This window comes from Pontibacter toksunensis, from assembly GCF_042686245.1.
In the GTDB taxonomy this organism is placed as follows: domain Bacteria; phylum Bacteroidota; class Bacteroidia; order Cytophagales; family Hymenobacteraceae; genus Pontibacter; species Pontibacter toksunensis.
Genome location: NZ_JBHUOX010000024.1, coordinates 69,826 through 86,108, shown reverse-complemented (window position 1 = coordinate 86,108; position 16,283 = coordinate 69,826). Strand labels below are relative to the sequence as shown.

Below are 16,283 nucleotides of genomic sequence, written 5' to 3'. Positions count from 1 at the left end.
AGGTTTAGCAATCCTAACTTGTTTTTGATAATTTTGTCTTGAGTAGTCATGATATAATCGGGTTTAATTAATGAAATGCGTCACATTCAATTTAATTAAACTGTCAGATTATATCTTGACTATCTCAGATAAATGCACATCAGCAGGATTGCTTCATAAGCTCAAGGTCTCTTGTTACTGATATTTTTTCTCTACCACCTCTCCCACTTCCTGAATGACTGTGGCTGGTTCTCTAGCCTTCTTTTAAACGGTTCTCCAGCAGTAAGAGCACAGCCAGAAACCGTTCTGACTGTTTTTCAACGTTTTTCAACCCATCGTGTGCTTCATCAATTTTACCGTTCCTGTACATCCTGTATAAGTCCAGCGTAATGGCCTCCAGTTCCTGGTGCACTTTAGCAAGTTCACCCATCTCAGCCTCGTTCATATACCGCACCATGCCGATGGTGGCGAACCAAACGCTAATCGGGCCGGTCCTGGAGAAATAGGTTTCATCAAAAGCCCCACCATAGAGCATAGAGCGCACCTTCGATTTATAAAGGATGTGCTTTATCCGGAGCTGTTGAAAATCTACCTGAGCCAAATTCATTTAAGTTATTCTTCTTCTCGTTTTAGAGTGTGGGATGGTTATACCGCACTAAACCCGCCCGAGTTCCCGCAGCTTTTTCCTGTACTTTACCTGTTCAGTAACTTCGTAGCCAAAAGCCAGTATACCTGAAACTTTGTCGGATTCAAAAATCGGGTGATACGAAAAAGTGAAGTACGTTTCTTCTAATTCACCAGTATTATTCTTGTCCAGCATGATAGGCACTTCTTCTGCTACATAAGCTTTGCCAGTATTGTAAACCTCATCCAGCAACTCAATAAAGCCTTGTTCCACTATTTCAGGCACAGCCTCTGCTAATGGCTTGTGCAGCATCTCCTTGTTGGGGTAAAGCTGCTGGTATCTCTCGTTTATCAGCTCGAATCTGTGCTCCGGCCCTTTCAGAATACAGAACATGGCGGGTGCCTGTACCAGAAGTGTTTCCAGCATTTTACGCTCAGACTCTGCTTTCTCATATGCATGCTGCACCTGGTCCGACAACAGTGACATTTGCTCGTTGGTTTCCAGAAGTTCCTGCACCATCACCCTCGTATCGTGTATATCCGTGGAACTGCCAACCCACATAATGATGTTGCCTTCTTCGTCCTCCATGGGTTGGGTACGGCAGAGGTGCCAGCGGAACACACCGTGTTTGTCGCGTTTGCGCAACTCAATCTGTATATTGGCTTTATTATGAAAAGCCTCTTCCCACTTTGCTGATACAGCGGGCAAATCATCGGGGTGTATCACTTTCTGCCATCCCTCCTGCAGCAGCTCGTGCAGCGGAAAACTTGTATAGATTTCCCAGCGTTTGTTCAGGTAAGTCAGTTCGCCTGTGGCATCCGTCGTAAATATCAACTGCGGCATGGCCTCAGCCATGAACCTGAACTTCTCTTCACTCTCTGAAAGGGCAAGTTTAGCCAGTTCTCTCTCTGTTACATCTGATGTCTGCTGAATGATGTACTCCACCCTGCCTTCGGCATTCAGCACGGGTGTATGAGAGGCTTCCCAATAGCGCACATCGTACTCACCATCACCTGCATCAGGGTTTGGCAAATCGTACCGGATTACATCCAGAAAGTCTATCTTTTTACTTTGAAGTGTTTTATCCAGTGACTTTCGTACCGGATTTTCCTCATAAGTGAGCACTCTGTCCGGGAAAGCTTCCAACAGAAAATGCTTCCCAGAGATCTGCTCAATCGTTCGCTTTGTCAGCCTGAGGTATTCATCTGTAGCAGCCAGAATTATATAGTTCGGAGAAACCACTACCATGGCCTGAGGTATGTGCCTGAAAATTTTATGATAATCCATCAAAGGTAAAAAGCGAATTCAGAGTTGAAACAATAAAATAAAATTACGCAGCATGCCTTGTATTACCGGCATCCGCAGAAGGCACTTTCCAGCGGCTGCTTTGCGTGATAAAGGTAAAGGCGGTAGATGCTATACTCGTATTGCCTGCTTTATGTTTTTAAAGCAGGTTCTGCCGTTTTTCTATATTTCATTGAAAAGGAATTCTGCTTCTATGGCTTTAACGGCACTTTTCATTAAAAACTTTTTTATTTCCTCAAACCTCACCAAACAGTTTAAATTGAGCTACCCAAAAGCAAGACTCTCTCTCCTGTTTTGGGGTAGGGGTCCTCGACAAAGGAGAGGGCTGGGGTGAGGTAAAAAGAAAAGCCACTGGCATCATGTGCGCAGCGGCTAATCTCCTTTGGCTTATTTTGGTTGTTTGTGTTCTACTTAAAAAGGAGGCTCCTCATCGAAATTTGAGGTCGGGAAGCCACCGCTGCTGCCACCGTCATTCATGCGGCTGCCTAGCCGGATGGCACCTGGCGTTTCGGCATCGAAGGTAGAGTTCGGTAACGGGCTAAATCCTCCCATTGCGTCCCCACCGCCAAAGTCGTTGTCCAGGTTTGTAAACTTAGTGTACTTACCGATAAATTTCAACTGGACGTTCTCCAAAGAACCGTTACGGTGCTTGGCAATGATTACCTCTCCTACACCGGCAGTTGGGTTACCCATTTCATCTTCGGTGATGCCGTAGTACTCCGGGCGGTAAAGGAAAAGCACCATATCAGCGTCCTGCTCAATGGAACCGGATTCACGAAGGTCAGAAAGCTGCGGACGCTTGTCTCCCCCACGGGTTTCCACGGCACGGCTCAGCTGCGACAGCGCAATTACCGGCACGCTCAGCTCCTTCGCCAACATTTTCAGAGCCCGTGAAATAGAGGCAATTTCCTGTTCACGGTTACCACCACCCTTGCCGTCTGCATTGCCGCTCATCAGCTGCAGATAGTCAATAATAATCATCTGTATATCAAACTGAGCCTTCAGGCGGCGGCACTTGGTGCGCAACTCACGGATAGAAAGCCCTGGTGTATCGTCGATGAAGATAGGTGCCTCAGTTAACTTAGAGATCTTATGGTTGAGCTGCGCCCACTCATGGTCTACCAGGTTGCCCTTTTTAATTTTCTCTGAATCCAGCTCCGCCTCTGAGGATATCAGACGATTCACCAGCTGCAGCGAGGACATCTCGAGCGAGAAAATAGCCACACCTTTTTTAAAATCAACAGCGGCGTTGCGCATGCAGGAAAGAACGAAGGCCGTTTTACCCATCGCTGGGCGGGCTGCCAGAATAACAAGGTCAGACTTTTGCCAGCCGGACGTAACACGATCCAGGGCGGCAAGGCCGCTAGGAACTCCCGTTAAACCGTCTGCTTGCTTGCGCTTCTCTTCCAGTTCTTTAATAGCGGAGTGCATGAGCGAGCGCATGTCGTCGAAGTTCTTGCGGATGTTGGATTCCGATACCTCGTATAGCCTGGCTTCTGTCTTGTCCAGCAGCTCGAATACGTCTGTAGTGTCTTCGAAGGCGCTGGAAAGCACTTCAGAGGAAATAGAGATGAGGTCCCGCTTAATGGAGTTCTCGGTGATGATACGGGCGTGGTACTCGATGTTAGCGGCCGAGTTAACGCGTGTTGTCAGCTGGGTTACATAATAGGCACCGCCTGCCAGTTCCAGCTCCCCGTTTTCGCGCAGTTCGTGCGTTACTGTAAGTATATCGATTGGCTCCGACTTATCGAAAAGCCCGATAATGGCTTTAAAAATGCGCTGGTGTGCCTCTTTGTAAAAACTCTGTGGCCGTAAAATATCGATCACTGAGGTCAGGGCATCTTTTTCCAGCATCAGAGCGCCTAGTACGGCCTCCTCCAAGTCTAGTGCCTGCGGTGGCTTTTTGCCTAGCTCCGAAACAACTGGGGCTTTCTTTTGCCAACTGCTGCGGTTGCCCGCCTGCCGCACATTCATTTTCATCTCCTCCATAGGTACAAATTTAAAAAACATGCCATGCAAGTAATCCACATACCCTTCTGAGTAATCCACATTCATGTATAAGATATCAACATATTAGGGTACTCCTATTTTAATTTAGGCAAGGACTTCTAACTTTGTCTGTTTGCAAACATATTGCAGTGAAATGGAGAAGAAGGAACTACAGTATATACACATGATTGCAATGGGCGGGAGCATCATGCACAACCTTGCCCTGGCGCTACATGACAAAGGCCTGAAAATTACCGGCTCAGACGATGAGATTTATGAGCCAGCCAAAAGCAGACTAGCTGAAGCCGGCTTATTGCCAGAAAAGGAAGGCTGGTTCACAGAGAAGATCGATGCCCGCCCAGACGCTGTTATATTAGGTATGCACGCCCGCCCTGATAACCTGGAGCTAAAGCGCGCGCAGGAGCTGAACATTCCGATTTACTCTTTTCCAGAGTTCATCTATGAGCAGAGCAGAGACAAACAGCGCATTGTGATTGGCGGTAGCCACGGCAAAACCTCCACCACCTCCATTATCATGCACGTGCTGCAGCACCTTGGCCGAAAATTCGATTATGCCGTGGGCGCGCAGTTGGAAGGCTTCAACCGTATGGTGAAGCTTTCCGAAGATGCCCCTGTCATCATTATAGAAGGAGACGAGTACCTCTCCGACCCTATCAAGCGGGTGCCGAAGTTTCACCTTTACCACCACCACATCGGGGTCATCACCGGCATCAGCTGGGACCACATCAACGTGTTCCCGGACCCGGAGATGTACCGTGAGCAGTTCCGTATTTTTGCTGAGATGACACCAAAAGCCGGTACGCTTATCTATAACCAGGATGATGAGCAGGTGCAGTTGGTAGCAGTGCCCCGTAACCCGGCCGATATTGCCTACGAAGGTTACACGGTGCACGAGCATAGCATCCGGAACGGCAAAACCATTCTGCATACAAAAAAAGACGGCGATGTGGAGATACCGCTGTTCGGGGAGCATAACCTGCGCAACATCAGTGCTGCAAAAGAAGTGTGCAAGAAGATTGGTGTGAAAGCGCATGACTTTTACGAAGCCCTTAAAACATTTAAAGGTGCTGCCAAGCGCCTTGAGAAAATCGGAGAAAAAGGAAACAGCATTATCTTCCGTGACTTTGCCCACGCCCCTTCCAAAGTAAAGGCAACGACGGAGGCTGTGAAAGCGCAGTTCCCGGAGCGCGAACTGGTGGCTGTGCTGGAACTGCATACTTTCAGCAGTCTGAACAAAGCTTTCCTGCCACAGTATGCCGGTGCTCTGGATAAAGCGGATGCACCTATAGTGTACTTCAGCCCGAAAACGATAGAGCACAAGCGGATGGAAATGCTGACAGAAGAAGAGCTGAAAATTGCCTTCGATAACGTGAACCTGCAGGTGTTTAACGACGCAGAAGCATTGCAGCAGCACCTGACCAGCCGTAACTGGCAAAATACAAACCTGTTGCTCATGAGCTCTGGTAACTATAACAACATGAACATGGACGCGCTGACCAAAGCGGTTCTTTAAATAAACCAGAGAATGAAATTAAACTTAAAGCGCCCCATCGTCTTCTTTGACCTTGAGACGACCGGCACCGACATCTGCAAAGACAGGATAGTAGAGGTAAGTGTACTGAAGGTAATGCCGGATGGCGAGGAGATTCTGAAGACCCGCCGCGTAAACCCCACTATTCCGATTCCACTAGAGTCGAGCCTGATTCATAAAATTTACGATGCCGATGTACAGCATTGCAAGACGTTCAGGGAAATAGCACGGGACCTGGAGCAGTTTATGAAAGGGTGCGACCTGGGAGGCTATAACCTGCTGCGCTTCGACATTCCCCTGCTGGCAGAGGAGTTTTTGCGCTGCGACATTGACTTTGATATAGACAACAGAAACGTGATTGACGCCTGCCGCATTTTCCACCAGATGGAGCAGCGCACGTTATCCGCCGCTTATAAGTACTACTGCGATCAAAAACTGGAGAACGCCCATAGTGCCGAAGCCGATACGGTAGCAACATACCACATCCTGATGGCGCAACTGGACCGCTACCAGCATACGCCTGTGGAGGTGGCTGAAGGTGTGGAAGAATTCCCTGTTCAGAACGACATGGAGGCCCTGCATAAATTTACAGTACAGAAAACCGCTGACTTGTCGGGCCGTATCGTGTATAACAATGCCGGGCAGGAGGTGTTCAACTTTGGAAAGCACAAGAATGTGCCGGTGGAAGAAGTACTGCAGAAAGAACCTGGCTACTACGACTGGATGATGAAAAGCGAATTTCCGCTCCAGACCAAGAAAGTTCTTACCCGTATCCGGTTGCGGAAAGTGCAGTTATCATAGGTGCTACGGACAATCAGGTTTACTTACGGACATAGGTAGTAAAAACAGAAGCGGCTGCTAACACGATGTTAGCAGCCGCTTCTGTTATAGTGGTATTAAAGTCTTTAATTCTCTGACCGCCGTCTCTCACTCCTTAGTGTCACGTCCTTCAGCAGCGTATTTCTCTCAGAGAACTTATGAGAGCAGTTATTTCCCGGTGCCCGCGACTCGCATTCACATCCTGTGATCCTGTTACCTGAAAAAGTAAAGTAGCAGAAATTACAGCCCACACCAGACTGGCAAATATGCTTTGATCCACTACTGCTCAGGTATAAGGCATTGTCAGAGGCCAGATCCAGTTCCAGTGCCATCGACCGGAAGGAACCGCTGCGTATTCCCAGGGCAACCAGGTAATAGGCAGGTTTGTCATTCTTCGTTTCCTGCACCTTCCGTATCATTACCTTGTCTACCACCGTGCCGTCTCCGAACTCCCGGATAAAGGGCTGCAGCAGTTCTTCCCTGGACACAACATACTCTACAGTATCAAAAACAACCTGCCCCATCAATCTGCCATCATAGGTCTGTACCGGCACTTCTCCTACTCCTTCCTCCCCTATCTCGCTCTCTTCCCGGATGGCTTCACGCCTGGAACAGGCCGAAGTGGCCAGCACAAAGAAAAGCAGTAAAAGCAAAAGGGTGGTCTGACTTAGGTGAACAGAACTCAGGCGGGCAAAATTGTTTTTAATCATGCGCTATAACAGATTTATTTAGCTTTATAATATTTAAGTGCCTCTGGCATATACTGCTTTAGGGTATTCTGTCTTGTTCCGGCGCTTGGGTGCGTCGATAGGAACTCAGGTGGAGCCTGGCCGCCACTAGCAGCTTCCATACGCTGCCAGAATGGGATAGATGCCTGTGGATCATACCCGGCCATGGCCATAAACACAAGTCCTAACTTATCAGCCTCCGTTTCCTGCTGGCGGCCATACTTCAAAAGTCCCAACTGTGAACCTACACCATAAACTGATTTGATTAGGTTAGAAGTAACACCTGGTTGTGCACCTGCAAGTGCAGAAAGCGTCTGTCCTCCAAACTGCTGCGCCAGCGCCTGGCTCATGCGCTCGTTACCGTGCTTAGCAATGGCGTGGGCTATCTCATGGCCCATTACTACAGCAAGACCAGTTTCGTTCTGCGCTACCGGCAACAGGCCGGAATATACAACGGTTTTCCCCCCCGCCATAGCGAAAGCGTTTATCTGGTCATCATCCACCAGGTTAAATTCCCAGTCGAAGCCAGCCAGTTCATTTTGCATATTATTGGCAGCCATGTACTGTTCTACGGCATTCTGTATGCGCTTTCCAACACGCTTCACCATGGCCGTAGCCTGTGCATCTCTCGAAAGTTTGTTCTCACTCAAAAACTGCCGGTAAGCGGCATAACTCTGCTGCTGCATTTCTGCATCAGACACTAAGTTTAGCTGCCGGCGTCCTGTAATGGGCACTGTTGTACAGGCAACCATCATGACCGCAGCTACAGCGAAAGAAATTATTTTCTTATACATTGTCGTAATTGTTTAGTGATATGAAAATGATTTCAAATTTTGAACCATTTTCTATCAGTCTCAAATATAATACATTTTTAAATCAGCAAAACGCTATACTTTTAAGAACAGGACTTCTCAGTCCGCTGATATCTTCTGTAAAATAAGGGCGTATACGTTGCACCGATTATACGTCAGCCACTCCATAAAATGTTATTGGCGGCCAAATTCAACCATAATATTATAGCCAATGGGCTTAATAACCTGCAAAGGAGTGATAAACGGCGCAGCAGGAGTTAAACAAAAATTGTAAAGTTTTTTTGTCTTTTTATTCTGTCCAGCAACGTTAGAAGTTCTATTTTTGAAGAACAAAACAACGACCTCACCTTATATGAAAATAGTAGCGATTGGCAGAAACTACGCGGAGCACATTGCTGAATTGCATAACGAAGTACCCGAAGAGCCTGTCATATTCTTTAAGCCGGACACGGCAGTACTTCGAAACAATGAACCGTTCTATTACCCCGACTATACTAAGGATGTGCACTATGAGGCAGAACTGATTCTGCGCATCAGCCGGGAAGGCAAAAACATAGACAAGAAGTTTGCCCACAAATATTATGACTCCATTGGCCTTGGAATAGATTTCACGGCACGCGACTTGCAGTCAAAAGCAAAGGCGAAGGGTTTGCCCTGGGCTTTGGCAAAAGGTTTTAATGGCTCCGCCCCTATCTCGGATTTTTTGCCATTATCCCAGTTCCCCGACCTGCAGAACATCAACTTTAAGCTGGATGTAAATGGCGAGACGAAGCAGCAGGGTAATTCAAAAATGATGCTGCACACGTTTGATGACATCATCGCCTACATTTCAAAATTTATCACACTAAAAACAGGAGACATCATTTTTACAGGCACACCAGCGGGTGTTGGCCCTGTACAGATAGGAGACAGATTAGAAGGGTATGTTGAAGATAAAAAATTACTTGATTTCGAAGTTAAATAAGAAGCGGTTTACGCTTACACTACTTTCCTTTATTACTACATTCGGTGCGGCAGCACAGATAGCACCACAGCCAGGTTATTTCCTGTTCCCGATAAAGCCGGGAGAGCGTAATTACCTTTCGGGTTCAATGGGCGAGATACGCTCCAACCACTTCCATGGGGGCCTCGACATTAAAACCGAACAGCGCATCGGGCTGCCGGTACATGCCGCTGCAGACGGTTATATTTCGCGGGTAAAGCAGTCTACGTACGGGTATGGCAATATTATTTATGTAACACACCCGAACGGTTTGGTGACTACCTATGCGCACCTCTCTGCATACAATGAGCCTCTGGCTGCATACATGTTGCAGAAGCAGTATGAGAAAAACACGTTTGAGCTGGAGCTTTTACCCGAGCCAAACCAGTTCCCGGTAAAAAAAGGCGATGTGATAGGCTTATCCGGTAACACGGGTGGCTCCGGTGGCCCGCACCTGCATTTTGAAATCCGCGATACAGAAGACCGCCTGTATAACCCGCTGAAGTATAAGTTTAAGGAGGTGATTGATACCACACCGCCGGAAATTTATAGCCTGGGTATTACGCCGCTGAACATACATTCGCGCATCAACAACGAGTTTGGCCGTGTGGAGTACCGTACCAAAGAGAAAGACAATAACTTTACCATTGCCGATACTGTTTTTGCCAACGGGCTGCTTGGGCTGGAGCTACAGACCATAGACCGGCTGGACGGGGCCGACAACAAGAATGGTACGCAGGAAGTAACGCTGTTCGTAAACGGGAAGCAGATTTACACCCACTACATCGATCAGGTGCCTTTTGAGCTGTCGCGCCAGGTATCGCAGCACATTAACTACAATGTGTATAAGCGGCAGGGCCGCACGTTCCAGAAGGCCTTTATTGACTATGGCAATGACCTGCCGCTGTACAAGGCCAATGAACGCCAGGGAAGGATGCGTGTGCACCCCGACTCTACCTATCAGGTAAAGCTGGTGGCCCGCGACTCTTACGACAACAACTCTACCCTATCTTTTGTGGTGAAGGGGCAACAGCCAGCTTTCACAAAGACTTTATCGAAAGCAGTGAAAAAGCCATCCCTGAACTATGAGATTCTAGGGAACGTGCTGAAGGTGAGTGCCGGCGACACCAGCAGTACCCCTCAGAACATTGAGCTGCTAAAGGGTGGAAAGTCGCTGCTGCTGGTGCCCAGCTACATGAAAGAGAACCACTCTGTCGGCCTGTTCGATTTACGCGCAGGCCTTCCGGACTCCATGCGTTTCTGTGGTATTACGGTGCCATTCCATTTTCAGAAAATGATTTCGCCGGGGCATGATGTGGCTTTCATGAACAACTACCTGAAGGTGCAGTTCAGCAAGCAGTCGCTGTACGACACCCTTTACCTGCAGACACAGCTCAACCGCGGCGTGTACACTGTAGGAGACTTTTTCACGCCACTGCACAAGCCTATAACTATAACGATAAAACCTGACACTGCCGGCATCAAAGACAGGTCTAAGGCAGCTGTGTACTTCTTAGGCACCGGAAACGGCAAAGGCTTTATAGGTGGCAACTGGGGCGAAAACAATACCATCACGTTCAGCACGAAGAACATGGGTAAGTTTAAGGTACTCGAAGACACAAAAGCACCTGGCATAAGGCTGCTGAGCAAGAACAAGAACCAGATCAGGTTCAAAATTGGGGACGACCTGTCGGGATTAAACTCCTTTAACGCCTACCTGAACGGCCAGTGGCTGCTGATGAAGTATGAGCATAAAACGGCCACTATCTGGTCTGAAAAATTAGATAAAAACATACCTTTGTCCGGAGATTTTATGTTAAAGGTGAAGGACAATGCCGGCAACGAAGCCACTTATACGACCACCATCTGATAAAACGCATGGAACTGAACATCGGGGACAAAGCCCCTGAATTTGAGGGCAAAGACCAGCAAGGCAAAACAGTAAAGCTAAGCGACTACCGCGGCAGGAAAGTAATCCTGTACTTCTACCCAAAAGACGACACCCCTGGCTGCACCGCCCAGGCCTGCAACCTCCGCGACAACTACAGCGACCTGCAGCAGGAAGGCTACGAAGTGATTGGTGTAAGCACAGACGATGAGAAGTCGCACCAGAAGTTCATCAGCAAGTTTGAGCTGCCTTTCACCCTGATAGCCGACACTGAGAAGCAGATTGTAGAGCAGTATGGGGTGTGGCAGGAGAAGTCGATGTACGGGCGTAAGTACATGGGCACCATGCGGTTCACATTTGTAATAGATGAAAACGGGGTTATTCAGGACATTATCAAAAAGGTAAAAACAGGGGAACATTCAGGCCAGATTCTGGCAAAGTAATAAACAGAAAAACGCAGCTATCTAATCGGGTAGCTGCGTTTTTCGTATCAACAAATAAAGAGCGACAGCTAGCTGCTGCCAAAAGAGTGGCTTACGTCTCTTTGCCACCAGGCAAGGAAGCGCAAGAATTTGCAATGAAAGTGATAGAAACCTATGAATATATTATTGTAACTTGTGTCGCTTTACTTATTTTTTTAATATTCCGCATTATTAACTAATAATTCCGTAAAAAGTGAATCCACACAACAAGAGCATTGATGAGTTAAAGGAAGTTGCAGCACAGGTGCGCCGCGATATTGTGCGCATGGTACACGCCGTTAACTCCGGTCATCCGGGCGGCTCCTTAGGCTGCACCGATTATTTCGTTTCGCTGTACTTCAAGGTAATGAACTATAGCACCGACTTTAAGATGAATGGCGAAGGCGAAGACCTGTTCTTCCTTTCTAATGGCCACATCTCCCCTGTTTTTTACAGCACCCTGGCCCGTGCAGGTTTCTTCGATCCGAAAGAACTGTCGACATTCCGCAAGTTAAACTCCAGGTTACAGGGGCATCCTGCCACTGAAGAAGGCTTACCAGGCATTCGCGTGGCTTCCGGCTCACTGGGCCAGGGCTTATCGGTGGCTCTTGGTGCCGCACAGGCTAAAAAGCTAAACAAAGACAATAGCCTTATCTATGTACTGATGGGTGACGGAGAACTGGATGAAGGGCAGGTATGGGAGGCAACCATGTATGCTGGTTCTAAAAAAGTCGATAACCTGATTGCCACTGTAGACAGAAACGGTCAGCAGATTGACGGCTCTACCGAGCAGGTAATGCCACTGGGAGACCTGAGGGCGAAATTTGAGGCTTTCGGATGGCAGGTGATGGAGACAAACGGCAACAGCTTTGAGTCACTTCTATCAACCCTTAGCCAGGCAAAGGAAGCTACAGGTAAAGGCAGACCGGTGATGATCCTGATGGACACTGAAATGGGCTACGGCGTTGACTTCATGATGGGTTCACACAAGTGGCATGGTGTAGCGCCAAACGATGAGCAGCTGGAGATTGCCCTGCAGCAGTTAGCTGTACAGGAGGCTGCTGACTATTAACATGAAAGCAGTTCAGCCAGAAGTCTGAACTGCACTGATTCTTTCGACTAATTTGCTTTAGCAACCGCTTACATGACACCCTGGCGTTACGTTTTGGCAGCATTCTTTTTTTTGCTGATATACTTTTCAGTAAGCGGAAACGTGTTAGGCCAGGAGCAGCAGGAGCAACCGAAAACACGTATTCTGTTTTTGCTGGATGCTTCGGGAAGTATGCTGGCCAAGTGGGAAAACAGCGACCGCATGTCTGTGGCGAAAGACCTGCTGGCCCAGCTTGTAGACTCCTTGGAGCGCTACGACAATGTAGAGGTGGCGCTGCGGGTTTACGGGCATCAGTTCGGCCGGGAGCGCAACGACTGTAAGGACACGAGGCTGGAAGTGCCGTTTTCTAATAACAGCACCGATGCAATTCAGAAAAAGCTGAAAGACATAATACCGCGTGGCAACACGCCGATAACGTATTCGCTGCAGCAGTCGGCTGCGGATTTTCCGGACGAGAAAACGCGCAACGTCATCATCCTGATCACAGATGGCCTGGAGTCCTGTGGCGGTGACCCCTGTGCGATGTCGCTGGCCCTGCAGAAGAAGCGTATTTTCCTGCGCCCTTTTGTGATAGGCATTGGCATTGAGCCGCAGCAGGAGAAACAACTGAGCTGCATTGGTGAGTACTTTAACGCCGCTGATGTACAGACCTTTGAAACGGTGCTGACACAGATTGTAACACAGGCGCTGAGCAAGACGACCGTGAACGTAGAATTGCTGAATGAGCAGGGGCAGGCAGTAGAGAGTAATGTTAACATGACGTTCCTCAACTCCCTGACCGGACAGCCAGAGTACAACTACGTGCACTACAAGGGCAGCGACGGAAAGGCTGACATGCTGGAGATTGATGCACTGCTCCCCTACGACCTGGTGGTAAACACCACACCTGCTGTGGTGGAGCGCAACATCAGCATCAGGCCTGGGAAGCACAACGTCATCAAAGTAAAGTCGCCGCAGGGCACGCTCCACCTGCGCCAGGACGGGCCCACCCCTTACGGGGTTCTGTCGGCCATCGTGAGGCCGCATGGCGAGGAGCAAACACTGCACGTGCAGCAGTTCGGGGAGCAGTACAAGTACCTGGCAGGGAAGTATGACCTGGAGATTCTGACCATGCCCCGCATCTACATGAAAGGTGTGGAACTGAAGCAGGGTCAGACGAATACGATTACCATTCCGCCACCGGGGCAACTGGCCATACCTTCCCAGATGAAAGGCTATGGCAGCGTATACCTGCTGGATGAGAATGGTAACCAGCGCTGGCTATTTAACCTGCCGGAAGAAAACAGTAAAGTAACCGTGGCCTTACAGCCGGGAAATTATAGATTGGTTTACCGCACAAAAACAGCCCAGGCGAGTAAATTTACAGATGTGAAAGATTTTAGCATCAGATCGGGCGCAACTACAACCGTAAAAATATTCAACAGATAGATGAAAGAATACACGTATACAGAGAAAAAAGACACACGCTCTGGTTTTGGAGCAGGTTTGCTGGAGCTTGGCCGCACCAACCCCAATGTTGTAGCCCTTTGCGCCGACCTAGTAGGCTCGCTTAAAATGGCAGACTTTATTAAGGAGAATCCGGAGCGTTTCTTTCAGATAGGTATTGCCGAGGCTAACATGATGGGTATAGCCGCCGGTCTGACGATAGGTGGTAAGATTCCTTACACCGGAACGTTTGCCAACTTCTCCACGGGCCGCGTTTACGACCAGATTCGCCAGTCTATTGCCTACTCCGGTAAAAATGTAAAGATATGTGCCTCCCATGCGGGCCTTACACTGGGGGAAGACGGTGCCACGCACCAGATCCTGGAGGACATCGGCATGATGAAGATGCTGCCGCACATGACCGTCATCAACCCATGCGATTATAACCAGACCAAAGCGGCCACCATCGCCATTGCGGACTATGAAGGACCGGTATACCTGCGCTTCGGCCGCCCGGTGATTCCGGTGTTCACAGACCCGAACCAGAAATTCGAGATTGGCAAGGCCTGGATGGTGAACGAGGGTACAGACGTCAGCATCTTCGCAACAGGCCATATGGTTTGGAAAGCTATTTTAGCTGGCCATATTCTGGCTGAAAAAGGTATTTCTGCTGAAATCATCAACATCCACACCATCAAACCGCTTGACGAAGAAGCCATTCTGAAGTCTGTGGCTAAAACCAAATGCGTGGTAAGTGCCGAGGAGCACAACCGCTTAGGTGGTTTGGGCGACAGCATTGCGCAGGTGCTGGTGAAGAACACACCGCTGCCTATGGAGTATGTAGCCGTGAACGACACCTTCGGCGAATCCGGAACACCAGAGGAACTGATGGAGAAGTACGGATTGTCTGAGAATGACATTGTAGAGGCTGCCCAGCGCGCTATCAGCCGCAAGCAAGCTTAGTTCATCATAAATTATTATTTAAAAGAGGCTGTGCTGGTATAGTACAGCCTCTTTAGATTTAAGGATATTTAGATCTGCTTCCGGCTCCCTAAACCTGAATAGTGGAAGACAAAGAGCTTTTAGAGAAATTCGCCCAACCCGTTAGCCGCAACCTGGCTTTTAACCAACTTGTCCGGAAGTACCAGCAGAAAGTATACTGGCACATCCGCAAGATGGTCATAGACCATGACGATGCCGATGACCTCACCCAGGAGGTCTTTGTGAAAATATGGAAGAACCTGGAGAACTTCCGCAAAGATGCCCAACTCTATACCTGGATATACCGCATTGCCACCAATGAGTGCCTTTCCTTCCTGTCCAGCAAAAAAAGAAAGTTCTTCCTGCCCATTAACGACGTTACCGCCGAGCTGATGGAGAAGATAGAGTCCTCCCCCGACATTGCTGGCGACGAGGTACAGCTGAAGCTGCAGAAAGCCATACTCACGCTACCCGATAAACAGCGCCTAGTGTTCAATATGAAGTATTTTGATGAGCTGAAATATGAGGAAATGTCCGAGATACTCGGAACATCCGTAGGTGCTTTGAAAGCATCTTATCATATTGCTGTAAAAAAAATTGAAGAATATCTGAAACAAAATTAAACTATAGGCTCTGGTATGCATCTAACCTATAGGAGAAGAGAAACATGAAGAAGGATTTGAGACTAAATGATATCCCGAAGCATAATGTGCACCAGGTGCCCGACGGCTATTTCGACCGCCTGCCCACGCGCATCATGGAACGCACCGCTGGCCGTGAACAGGTAGCAGATACACCTTGGTATGCCCAGTTGTGGCGCCCGGTTCGTTATGCAGTGGTTCCGCTTGTTCTGTTGCTTTTACTTATGGGAGTTTACTTTTTTAACATACAGCAAGAGCAGGCACAACAGCCAATAGTTACAGTTGCCTCGCTTTCTGATGATGAAATAATAAATTACCTGGACGTCTACGCCGAAGTAGACGCCTCTGATTTTGAAGAGTACTCTATAGCAGATCAGGAGCTAGCTGTAGATTTTTTAAATGTGAGCTCTAACACAGCTGAAGAAGAGCTGGAATATTACCAACTACATAACCTTGACTACTAACTCACCCATGAAGCGTTACACCTTATTTTTACTCTTATTTTGCGCTTTAACTCTTGCCGGCACTGCAGCTAACGCGCAGGACAACCGCTCGCATGACCGAAGAGAAAACGTGGAGGCTGCTAAAATCGCCTTCCTGACTGAAAAGATGGAGCTGACAGCAGAGCAGTCGCAGAAGTTCTGGCCTATATATAATGAGTATGAGGCAAAACGACGCGAACTCATGAAGTCATACCGCCACGGCTACCGCAAAGATGTGGAAACGCTAAGCGAGCAGGAGGCAAAGGCAAGAATTGACGAAATGTTTAACACCCGCGAAAAGGAACTGGCACTTGAGAAAGAATATGCTTCCAAGTACCAGCGGGTACTATCTAACAGGCAGCTTATTAACCTGTACCGGGGCGAACGACAGTTTACAAAAATGCTGCTAAAGCGCCTGGACCACGACCACAAAAAGATGAACCAGTAAAAAATCTCTAACTTAAAAAAGAAGGCGCGACTTAACAGTCGCGCCTTCTTTTTTG

16 protein-coding genes are annotated in these 16,283 nt (G+C 48.3%); 11 read left to right on the top strand and 5 right to left on the bottom strand.

The window, feature by feature from the left end; all coding sequences use genetic code 11:
- Window positions 1–232: 232 nt before the first annotated feature.
- The 3 genes from ACFS7Z_RS22550 to dnaB all read right to left on the bottom strand — a co-directional run bounded on the left by ACFS7Z_RS22550 (window position 233) and on the right by dnaB (window position 3,898).
- Window positions 233–586 (bottom strand): histidine kinase, encoded by a 354-nt coding sequence (locus tag ACFS7Z_RS22550; protein ID WP_377489933.1) that lies wholly within the window; start codon window positions 584–586, stop codon window positions 233–235.
- Window positions 587–634: 48 nt separating this feature from the next.
- Window positions 635–1,891 carry a PAS domain-containing protein gene (locus ACFS7Z_RS22545; RefSeq protein WP_377489930.1) on the bottom strand — a complete coding sequence of 419 codons (1,257 nt, stop codon included), beginning with the start codon at window positions 1,889–1,891 and terminating at the stop codon, window positions 635–637.
- A gap of 429 nt (window positions 1,892–2,320) precedes the next feature.
- Window positions 2,321–3,898, bottom strand: a complete 1,578-nt coding sequence (gene dnaB, locus ACFS7Z_RS22540; protein ID WP_377489927.1) for a replicative DNA helicase — start codon at window positions 3,896–3,898, stop codon at window positions 2,321–2,323.
- Between the two features lie 154 nt (window positions 3,899–4,052).
- Between dnaB and ACFS7Z_RS22535 the strand changes: the two genes are divergently transcribed.
- Together ACFS7Z_RS22535 and ACFS7Z_RS22530 are read left to right on the top strand one after the other, a co-directional pair.
- On the top strand, window positions 4,053–5,432 hold the full coding sequence (locus tag ACFS7Z_RS22535) for a UDP-N-acetylmuramate--L-alanine ligase (RefSeq protein WP_377489924.1): 1,380 nt from the start codon (window positions 4,053–4,055) through the stop codon (window positions 5,430–5,432).
- Between the two features lie 12 nt (window positions 5,433–5,444).
- Window positions 5,445–6,251: an exonuclease domain-containing protein gene (locus tag ACFS7Z_RS22530; protein ID WP_377489921.1), complete on the top strand. Its 807-nt coding sequence runs from the start codon at window positions 5,445–5,447 to the stop codon at window positions 6,249–6,251.
- A gap of 104 nt (window positions 6,252–6,355) precedes the next feature.
- On the opposite strand, the gene ACFS7Z_RS22525 is transcribed toward ACFS7Z_RS22530, so the two are convergent.
- Together ACFS7Z_RS22525 and ACFS7Z_RS22520 are read right to left on the bottom strand one after the other, a co-directional pair.
- Window positions 6,356–6,979 (bottom strand): hypothetical protein, encoded by a 624-nt coding sequence (locus tag ACFS7Z_RS22525; protein ID WP_377489918.1) that lies wholly within the window; start codon window positions 6,977–6,979, stop codon window positions 6,356–6,358.
- Window positions 6,980–6,993: 14 nt separating this feature from the next.
- Window positions 6,994–7,791: a M48 family metallopeptidase gene (locus ACFS7Z_RS22520; protein ID WP_377489915.1), complete on the bottom strand. Its 798-nt coding sequence runs from the start codon at window positions 7,789–7,791 to the stop codon at window positions 6,994–6,996.
- A gap of 370 nt (window positions 7,792–8,161) precedes the next feature.
- Here ACFS7Z_RS22520 and ACFS7Z_RS22515 point away from each other — a divergent pair, with 370 nt between their 5' ends.
- The 9 genes from ACFS7Z_RS22515 (at window position 8,162) to ACFS7Z_RS22475 (ending at window position 16,228) form a co-directional block, all read left to right on the top strand.
- Entirely contained in the window at window positions 8,162–8,773 is a 612-nt protein-coding gene (locus tag ACFS7Z_RS22515; protein ID WP_377489912.1) for a fumarylacetoacetate hydrolase family protein, read from the top strand.
- On the top strand, window positions 8,733–10,661 hold the full coding sequence (locus ACFS7Z_RS22510) for a M23 family metallopeptidase (protein WP_377489909.1): 1,929 nt from the start codon (window positions 8,733–8,735) through the stop codon (window positions 10,659–10,661). The genes ACFS7Z_RS22515 and ACFS7Z_RS22510 overlap by 41 nt, the downstream gene beginning before the upstream one ends.
- An 8-nt stretch (window positions 10,662–10,669) precedes the next feature.
- On the top strand, window positions 10,670–11,122 hold the full coding sequence (gene bcp, locus ACFS7Z_RS22505; protein WP_377489906.1) for a thioredoxin-dependent thiol peroxidase: 453 nt from the start codon (window positions 10,670–10,672) through the stop codon (window positions 11,120–11,122).
- A 232-nt stretch (window positions 11,123–11,354) separates the two neighbouring features.
- Window positions 11,355–12,212: a transketolase gene (locus ACFS7Z_RS22500; protein ID WP_377489903.1), complete on the top strand. Its 858-nt coding sequence runs from the start codon at window positions 11,355–11,357 to the stop codon at window positions 12,210–12,212.
- A 72-nt stretch (window positions 12,213–12,284) separates the two neighbouring features.
- A complete protein-coding gene (locus ACFS7Z_RS22495; protein ID WP_377489900.1) occupies window positions 12,285–13,679 on the top strand; it encodes a vWA domain-containing protein in 1,395 nt (464 codons plus the stop codon).
- Window positions 13,680–14,639 (top strand): transketolase family protein, encoded by a 960-nt coding sequence (locus ACFS7Z_RS22490; RefSeq protein ID WP_377489897.1) that lies wholly within the window; start codon window positions 13,680–13,682, stop codon window positions 14,637–14,639.
- A 101-nt stretch (window positions 14,640–14,740) separates the two neighbouring features.
- Window positions 14,741–15,280, top strand: coding sequence for an RNA polymerase sigma factor (locus ACFS7Z_RS22485; protein WP_377489894.1), 540 nt, complete (start codon window positions 14,741–14,743; stop codon window positions 15,278–15,280).
- Window positions 15,281–15,324: 44 nt separating this feature from the next.
- Complete coding sequence (locus ACFS7Z_RS22480) at window positions 15,325–15,762, top strand: hypothetical protein (RefSeq protein WP_377489891.1); 438 nt, start codon at window positions 15,325–15,327, stop codon at window positions 15,760–15,762.
- On the top strand, window positions 15,752–16,228 hold the full coding sequence (locus ACFS7Z_RS22475; RefSeq protein WP_377489888.1) for a Spy/CpxP family protein refolding chaperone: 477 nt from the start codon (window positions 15,752–15,754) through the stop codon (window positions 16,226–16,228). The genes ACFS7Z_RS22480 and ACFS7Z_RS22475 overlap by 11 nt, the downstream gene beginning before the upstream one ends.
- Window positions 16,229–16,283 lie beyond the last annotated feature (55 nt).

Bases quoted from the DNA above. Each gene is read 5' to 3' on its own strand.
- ACFS7Z_RS22550 (WP_377489933.1), bottom strand. From the start codon at position 586: ATGAATTTGGCTCAGGTAGATTTTCAACAGCTCCGGATAAAGCACATC.
- ACFS7Z_RS22545 (WP_377489930.1), bottom strand. From the start codon at position 1,891: ATGGATTATCATAAAATTTTCAGGCACATACCTCAGGCCATGGTAGTG.
- dnaB (WP_377489927.1), bottom strand. From the start codon at position 3,898: ATGGAGGAGATGAAAATGAATGTGCGGCAGGCGGGCAACCGCAGCAGT.
- ACFS7Z_RS22535 (WP_377489924.1), top strand. From the start codon at position 4,053: ATGGAGAAGAAGGAACTACAGTATATACACATGATTGCAATGGGCGGG.
- ACFS7Z_RS22530 (WP_377489921.1), top strand. From the start codon at position 5,445: ATGAAATTAAACTTAAAGCGCCCCATCGTCTTCTTTGACCTTGAGACG.
- ACFS7Z_RS22525 (WP_377489918.1), bottom strand. From the start codon at position 6,979: ATGATTAAAAACAATTTTGCCCGCCTGAGTTCTGTTCACCTAAGTCAG.
- ACFS7Z_RS22520 (WP_377489915.1), bottom strand. From the start codon at position 7,791: ATGTATAAGAAAATAATTTCTTTCGCTGTAGCTGCGGTCATGATGGTT.
- ACFS7Z_RS22515 (WP_377489912.1), top strand. From the start codon at position 8,162: ATGAAAATAGTAGCGATTGGCAGAAACTACGCGGAGCACATTGCTGAA.
- ACFS7Z_RS22510 (WP_377489909.1), top strand. From the start codon at position 8,733: ATGTTGAAGATAAAAAATTACTTGATTTCGAAGTTAAATAAGAAGCGG.
- bcp (WP_377489906.1), top strand. From the start codon at position 10,670: ATGGAACTGAACATCGGGGACAAAGCCCCTGAATTTGAGGGCAAAGAC.
- ACFS7Z_RS22495 (WP_377489900.1), top strand. From the start codon at position 12,285: ATGACACCCTGGCGTTACGTTTTGGCAGCATTCTTTTTTTTGCTGATA.
- ACFS7Z_RS22490 (WP_377489897.1), top strand. From the start codon at position 13,680: ATGAAAGAATACACGTATACAGAGAAAAAAGACACACGCTCTGGTTTT.
- ACFS7Z_RS22480 (WP_377489891.1), top strand. From the start codon at position 15,325: ATGAAGAAGGATTTGAGACTAAATGATATCCCGAAGCATAATGTGCAC.